The organism is Duganella alba (assembly GCF_009674495.1).
Taxonomy (GTDB): domain Bacteria; phylum Pseudomonadota; class Gammaproteobacteria; order Burkholderiales; family Burkholderiaceae_D; genus Rugamonas; species Rugamonas alba.
On record NZ_WKJN01000071.1, the window covers coordinates 1 to 6,654 of the forward strand.

The following is a 6,654-nucleotide window of genomic DNA, read 5'->3' on the forward strand; positions in this document are numbered from 1 at the left end:
GCCAGCTCCAGGCCCGGCGCCGCCGCCGGCAGCGCGGACGGCGGCAACGGCGCGAGCTGGCCGCTGGCCGCGTCCTGCGCCGTTGCCTCTGGGCGTGGCGTGACCCAGCGCGTCAACGTGGCGAACAGCTGGGCCACATCGATGGGCTTGGCGATGAAATCGTTCATGCCCGCCGCCAGGCACTTCTCCTTGTCGCCGACCATGGCGTTGGCGGTCATGGCGATCACCGGCAAGTGCGCGTGGCGCGGATCGGCGCGCAGCCTGCGCGTGGTGTCGTAGCCATCCAGCACCGGCATCTGGCAATCCATCAGCACCGCGTCGTAAGTCCCTTGCGCCAGCATGGCCAGCGCCTGCGCGCCATTGCCGGCGATGTCGATGCGGATGCCGGCCTCGCCCAATATCTGTTGCGCCACCTCCTGGTTCACCTCGTTATCCTCGACCAGCAGCAGACATGCGCCGCGCAGCGACTGCGCCGCCGCCAGATGATCGGCCTGGCGGCGCTGGCGCCGGGTGGCGCCGGCTTGCTGGCCACAGGCCGTCGCGACCGCATCCTGCAGGGTCGACGCGCTGACCGGCTTGCTGAGCAGCGCATCCACCGCCAGTCCGCGCGTTTCCTCGACCAGCACGTCGCGGTTGTAGGCGGTGGCCATGATGACCGCCGGCGCCGGCGCGCCCTCGGCCTCGGCCTGGGCCCGGATCGCCCGCAACGTCTCGACACCGCTCATGTCCGGCATCTGCCAGTCGAGCAGCACCACGGTGTAGGGCTGGCCCGCGCGGCGCGCGTGCGCCAACGCCTCCAGCGCCTGCCGGCCGCCCGTCGCGGCAGCCGCAGTCAGGCGCATGGACGCCAGCATGCCGAGGAAGATCTCGCGCGCGCTGGCGTTGTCGTCCACCACCAGCAGCCGCGCCGCGCCGAGCTCCGGCGCCGGCGGCGCAGCGGCACTCTGGCCGATGCCAAACTCGGCCGTGAAATGGAAGGTGCTGCCCGCGCCGGGTGTGCTGTCGAGGCCTATCTCGCCGTGCATCAGTTCGACCAGCCGCTTGCAGATGATCAGCCCCAGCCCGGTGCCGCCGTGTTCGCGCGTGGTCGACGTGTCGGCCTGCGAAAAAGCCTTGAACAGGCGCGCCTGCTGCGCAGCCGTCAGCCCCGGGCCGGTATCGCGCACCGCCACCCGCAGGCGCACGCGCCGGCCGGGCAGGTGCGCCTGCACCTGCACCGTCACCACCACCTCGCCCTGGGCGGTGAACTTGATGGCGTTGCTGCCGAGGTTGATCAACACCTGGCCGAAGCGCAGCGGGTCGCCGACCAGCACCGGCGGCACATCCGGCGCCACGTCGAACAGCAGTTCCAGCCCTTTGTCCTGGGCCCGCACGATGGCCAGGTCGGCCACCTGCGCCATCACGTCGTCGAGGTGGAAGTCCAGCGTTTCAAACGCCAGCTTGCCGGCTTCTATCTTGGAAAAATCGAGGATGTCGTTGATGATGCCAAGCAGGTTGCGCGCCGCCCCCTCCACTTTCTCCAGATAGTTGCGCTGCTTCGGCGTCAGCTCGGTCTGCAAGGCCAGGTGGGTCATGCCGATGATGCCGTTCATCGGCGTGCGGATCTCGTGCGACATATTGGCCAGGAAATCCGATTTCATGCGTGTGGCGTCCTCGGCCGCCGTCACCGCCTGGCGCAGCTGCTGTTCCGCCGCCAGGCTGGCGGTCATCAGCTTCAGCGCGCGCAGCAACTCGCCCATTTCATCCTGCGAGGTGCTGTCGATGGCGGCGCTGAAATCGCCCTGGCTGACCCGGCGCGCCACCGCGATCGCCTGTTCCAGCGGTCCGGTGATCGAGCGCGCCGACAAGCCAAAGGCGATGCCGACCACCACCGCCAGCGCGCCCAGCGCCGACATGGTGAGCAGCGAGGTGGTGATGTCGGCGCGCGCCCGCGCGGCGCTGGCCATGACCTGTGCCTGCTGCAAGCGGCCCAGCTGCTTGATTTCCTGCTGCAGGCGCTCCAGCGCCGGCAGCGCCACCGCGTTCATCCGCGCCTCGGCCGCGTCGCGCATGCCGCCCTCGACCAGCTCGGCCACGGAAATGAAACTGTCGTAGTAGGCGGCGCGGGCGCGCTTGAGCCGGCCAAGCTGCGCGCGCGCCGGCGCCGGCGCGTCCAGCCGCTCCAGCAAGTCCAGCTGGGCGTCGATGTCGGCCTTGATGCGGTCGATGCGGCGGTAGCTTTCCACCCGCCGTGGCTGTTCGCGCTGAATGATCAGGTTGGCGATCAGCGCCGCCGCCTCGCTCGACTGGGCGTCGATCAGATTGGCCGCGCTGGCGGCGGCCCAGTCCTGCTGCACGATGTGGTCGCTTTCCGCCCGGATCGCGTAGATGCGGCTGACGCCGACCAGGATCACGCCGGTCAGCAGCACCAGCAGGATCAGGTAGCCGCTGCGGATGCGCGCGCGGATGCCGATGTCGCGGAAGCGGCGCATCATGCGTCAGAAACTGCGCGCCAGCGTCAGCCGCACAGTGCGCGGCTCCACCGGGTGAAAGTGGCGGTCGTCGGCGCCGTCCGCCGCCTCGCCGGGCAGGCGCGAGCGGTAGTAGTAATCGATGTCGCTGGCGCGCCGGTCGAACAGGTTGAACACGTCCAGCGTCACCCTGGTATCCGGCCGCAGGCGGTAGGCGGCGCGCGCATACGCCAGCGTGGTCGACGCCGACCGCACGCTGCCGTCTTCCAGCAGCGGACGCGGGCCGAAATAGCGCAGGTTGAAGCTGCCGGACCAGCGCCCCGCGTCGCGCACCGTGGCGCCGAACGACAGCACCCGGTTCAATGCGCCGGGAATGTCGTTGCCGACGGCATCGGCCTGGGAATAGCGGGCATGCGAGGTGGCCAGATCCAGATCGAACAGCAGCCACGGCGTGGCGATGTAATGGTTGTTCCACTCGATGCCGCGGCGACGGCTGGCCCTGCTGGGCTCGGTGTCTCCGGCGTCGCCGACAAACACCAGTTCGGAATCGATGTCCAGCCGCCAGACCGCCAGCGAGCTTTGCAGCCCAGGCGCCAGTTCGGTGCGCAAGCCCAGTTCGCGGCCCCTGGTCGGCACCAGCGGTGTGACCGGCGCGGAGGCGCCGCCATCGGCCAGCCGCGTTTGCGTGGCGCCACGCGCATCGTTGCTGTGGAAGCCCTTGCCATAGTTGACGAAATACTCGGTCTTGTCCCACGGCCCGAACACCAGCGACAGCTTGGGTGACGCGATATGGTCGCGCGCCTTGCCGCTGTTGCCGGCCACGCTGCTGTCGACCTGGAAGCGGTAGGCATCGTAGCGTACACCGGCCACGCTGCGCAGCCATGGCGTCCATTGCGTCAGGTTTTCGCCGTACAGGGCGGCGCTGCTTTCGCGTACCGTATCTTCGCGCACGGTGGCGCTGCGCAGCCGCGCTTCGGTTTGATACAGCCTCACCGGCGCCAGGCGGTCAAACCGGACCTGCAATCCCAGCTTGTTGCGCATCGCCAGGCCGGCCAGCCCGCTCTGCCAGCTATGGGCGGCGTTCAGGCCGGCGGTGTTGCGGCGTTCGCTCTGGCTGAACTGGTCGCCCTGCTCCGGCCGCTCCAGCGCATAGGTGAAGTTGCTGAACAGGTCCAGCCGCGAATGCAGCAGGTAAGCGTCCAGCTCGGTCAGGCCCGTGTCGCTGCGTCGCCGCCACGCCGACGACAGGCTGTAGCGCGCGCTGCTGCCGCCGTCGGTATTGTCCAGGTTGCCGTAGCGGCCGATCAGGCCGGCGTCGACGGCGCGTTGCGGAATCTGGTCGGTGGCGTTCCAGCGGTTATGGTACGCCATGGCGGTGACGTTGTAGCCCTGGTCACCGGTGCCGGCGCTGTAACGCGCCATGGCGCTGTAGCGGCGCACCCGCTCCGGCAAGTCCCACGGGCCGTCGTTGCGATTGGCCTCGACGCCATACAGCAGGCGGCCAGCGCCGGCCTGGACGGTATCGGCCAGCACCGTGCGCCAGTAGCCGTTCTGCCCGGCGGACAGGCTGACGACGCCCTGCGGCAAGCGGTCCGCCAGCCGCAGGTGCGCCGCGCCGGCCGAGGCGAAGTCGCCCTCCTCGGCAAAGTACGGCCCCTTCTTATAGTCGATGCGCTGCACCAGTTCCGGAATGACGAAATTGAGGTCGGAGTAGCCCTGGCCATGCGCGTGGGTGCGCATATTGACCGGCATGCCGTCGACATAGGTGGCGAAGTCGGTGCCGTGATCGAGATTGAAGCCGCGCAGGAAGTATTGGTTGGCCTTGCCGTCGCCGCTGTGCTGGGTGACGATCATGCCCGGCACGAACTCCAGCAACTCGCCGGTGCGCAACGCCGGACGGTTGGCGATCAATTCGCCGGTGATGCTGCCCTGGCTGGCCGCGTCCGAACTGCCGACCGCGTTCTGGTAGTGCCCGCTCACCTGCACCGTCGGCACGGTTTCCTCGCCGGCCAGGCAGGATTGCGCCAGCGTCCAGCCGACCGCCAGCAACAGCGCCGGCTTCATGCCGGCTCCCGGCCGTCTTGCGACTCGGCATAGACCTTCAGCGCCGCCATCATGCGCCGGTTCTCCAGCGCGAACTTGTAGCGTATCAGCGGAATGAACAGGCGCCGCCAGCCCTGCGCCTGCACGGTCAACGCCAGGTCGCGGATGACCAGCGTGGCGCCGTCCCGCTCCAGCAGCCGGTACAGGATGCGGACGTCGATGTCGGCCGTCAGCGGCCCGTTGCGCAGCGCCATGGTCTGGTGAAATCCCAGCCGGTGCGGCGGCGCAAACTCCGTCACCACGCCGGGGCGTTCGCCGGCGGGCCCCCAGTCCAGGTAGGTGGTCCCCTGTTGCACCGGATAGGGCTGAACGTCGCGGGTGCCGCCAAACGCTTCGGAGTCCGGCAGCCAGCGCTGGTAGGCAGGCATGTCGGCCAGCAGCTCGAACAGACAGGCGGCCGGGCTGGCGATCTGGGCGCTATAGCGGCGCCGGGTGGTGGTGGCGATGGCCGGCTCCCCGTGGTCAGCCGGCTGCCGGCTGGTTCTTCAGCCCCAGCACGTCGATGGTTTCAATCGTCGGCGGCCGCACGAACAGCTCGGCGGCGTTATCCATCAGCGCCTGGGCAATCGGGCCGCCAAGGTGGGCGTGGCGCGCGGCCTCGGTGTGGAAGGCGTCGAACACGCCATACACGCGGTCGGCCAGTTTCAGCGCCAGCCAGACCGGCGTGCCGGCTTCCTGGTTGGCCAGCGCCAGGCCTTGCTGCAACAGTTGCTCGACGGCGGCTTCCTTGCCCGGACGGGCTTCAAAGCGGGCCAGCAATGCGTATTGAATCATGTCGCTCTCCTTTGGATAACTTACCAGTGGGTTTCAAAATGCTGTTTCAGATGGCTGCGCGCGCGGTGCCCCAGCACGTAGGCGTTGGCGGCGCTGACGCCGAGCGCGCGGCACACTTCGCCCGTGTCGTAGCCGTCCCATTCGCGCAGCAGGAAGGCGCGCCGGCTTTGCTCCGGGATCTGCGCCAGGCCCTCTTCCAGGACGCGGAAAAAATCGCCGCGCTCGACAATCAGGGCCGGGTCGGCCTCGGCCTGCACGGCCGCCAGCGCTTCCGCCGGATCGCCGCCCGGCCACTGCTCGCGCGCGCGCCGCCGCAGCAGATCGACCGCCTTGAACTTGACGATGCCGATCACATACGTCGCCAGCGACGAGCGGCCGGCAAAGCGCTCCGGCGCTTCCAGCACGGCGATCAGCGCATCCTGCACCGCGTCTTCCGCACCCACGGTGTCGTGCAGCTGCCGGTGCGCCATCCGCAGCAGCAGCGGCCGCAGCGAGGCCAGCTGGCCGTGCAAGGCGGCGCTCATGTCAGTCTCCATGGCGGTGTCGGCGGCGCAGCGTCTTGAACAATAGATACAGGCCCAGCGCGATCGCCGCACAGATCGCGGCATTGGTACTGAAGCGTTCGAACAGCGCCAGCACCTGCTCCAGGCTGTCGTGGAAGTACCAGCCGGTGAAGATCGCCGCCGCGCTCCACAACACGCTGCCGGCCAGGGTATAGGCCAGGAAGCGCGGCGCGCCGATGCCGGTGGCGCCGGCCAGCGGCGGCGCCACCGTGTTAAAACCAGGAATGAATTTGGCCACGACCAGCGACTTGGCGCCGTAGCGGTTGAAATGGCGCTGCGTCTGGCTGACGCACTGGTCGGGCGTGACCGAGATCTTGCACAGCAGTTGCAACACGCGCTTGCCGTGGCGGCGGCCGGCGATGTACCAGAACGCATCGCTCATCAGGCAGGCCAGCACGCTGACCGCCAGCAGCGCCTGCCAGCCTGGCGCGCCGCCGGCGGCCAGCGCGCCGGCCAGTATCAGCGCCGGGAACGCCGGCAAGGGCAGGCCCATCTGCTCCAGCGCCACGATGACAAACACGAACAACAAGCCGTATGCCTGGATCAGGCCGATCAGGTGTTGCATGGCGCGGCTCCCGTGTCGAAGGAAAAATCGATGAAGTCCTGCAACACCAGATGCGTGGCCAGCAGGCCGGAGACGTCGTCGGGCGCCCAGCGCGCCGCCTCATCCAGCCGCGCGCCGCCGCACAAGGCCGCCACCATGCGCCACGCCGGCTCGGGCAGGCGGCGCACATCGACGCCGTCGGCGCCGCGCGCTACAGCGG

At 69.0% G+C, this 6,654-nt stretch carries 7 protein-coding genes; all 7 read right to left on the minus strand.

Annotated features, from left to right (window positions below; translation table 11 throughout):
- A partial coding sequence (locus GJ695_RS29070) for a hybrid sensor histidine kinase/response regulator (protein ID WP_229261308.1) occupies positions 1 to 2,474 on the minus strand: 2,474 nt, incomplete at its 3' end.
- Positions 2,475 to 2,477: 3 nt separating this feature from the next.
- Positions 2,478 to 4,514 carry a TonB-dependent receptor gene (locus GJ695_RS29075; protein ID WP_154370566.1) on the minus strand — a complete coding sequence of 679 codons (2,037 nt, stop codon included), beginning with the start codon at positions 4,512 to 4,514 and terminating at the stop codon, positions 2,478 to 2,480.
- The gene (locus tag GJ695_RS29080; RefSeq protein ID WP_154370567.1) at positions 4,511 to 4,921 is read right to left on the minus strand and encodes a hypothetical protein; all 411 of its coding nucleotides are present in this window, start codon (positions 4,919 to 4,921) and stop codon (positions 4,511 to 4,513) included. The genes GJ695_RS29075 and GJ695_RS29080 overlap by 4 nt, the downstream gene beginning before the upstream one ends.
- Before the next feature lie 94 nt (positions 4,922 to 5,015).
- Positions 5,016 to 5,327 (minus strand): putative quinol monooxygenase, encoded by a 312-nt coding sequence (locus tag GJ695_RS29085; protein ID WP_154370568.1) that lies wholly within the window; start codon positions 5,325 to 5,327, stop codon positions 5,016 to 5,018.
- A 20-nt stretch (positions 5,328 to 5,347) separates the two neighbouring features.
- Entirely contained in the window at positions 5,348 to 5,851 is a 504-nt protein-coding gene (locus tag GJ695_RS29090) for a sigma-70 family RNA polymerase sigma factor (protein ID WP_154370569.1), read from the minus strand.
- A gap of 1 nt (position 5,852) precedes the next feature.
- Positions 5,853 to 6,455: a DedA family protein gene (locus tag GJ695_RS29095; RefSeq protein ID WP_154370570.1), complete on the minus strand. Its 603-nt coding sequence runs from the start codon at positions 6,453 to 6,455 to the stop codon at positions 5,853 to 5,855.
- The coding region (locus GJ695_RS29770) for a hypothetical protein (protein ID WP_208024210.1) at positions 6,443 to 6,654 on the minus strand (212 nt) is incomplete at its 5' end. The genes GJ695_RS29095 and GJ695_RS29770, both read right to left, overlap by 13 nt.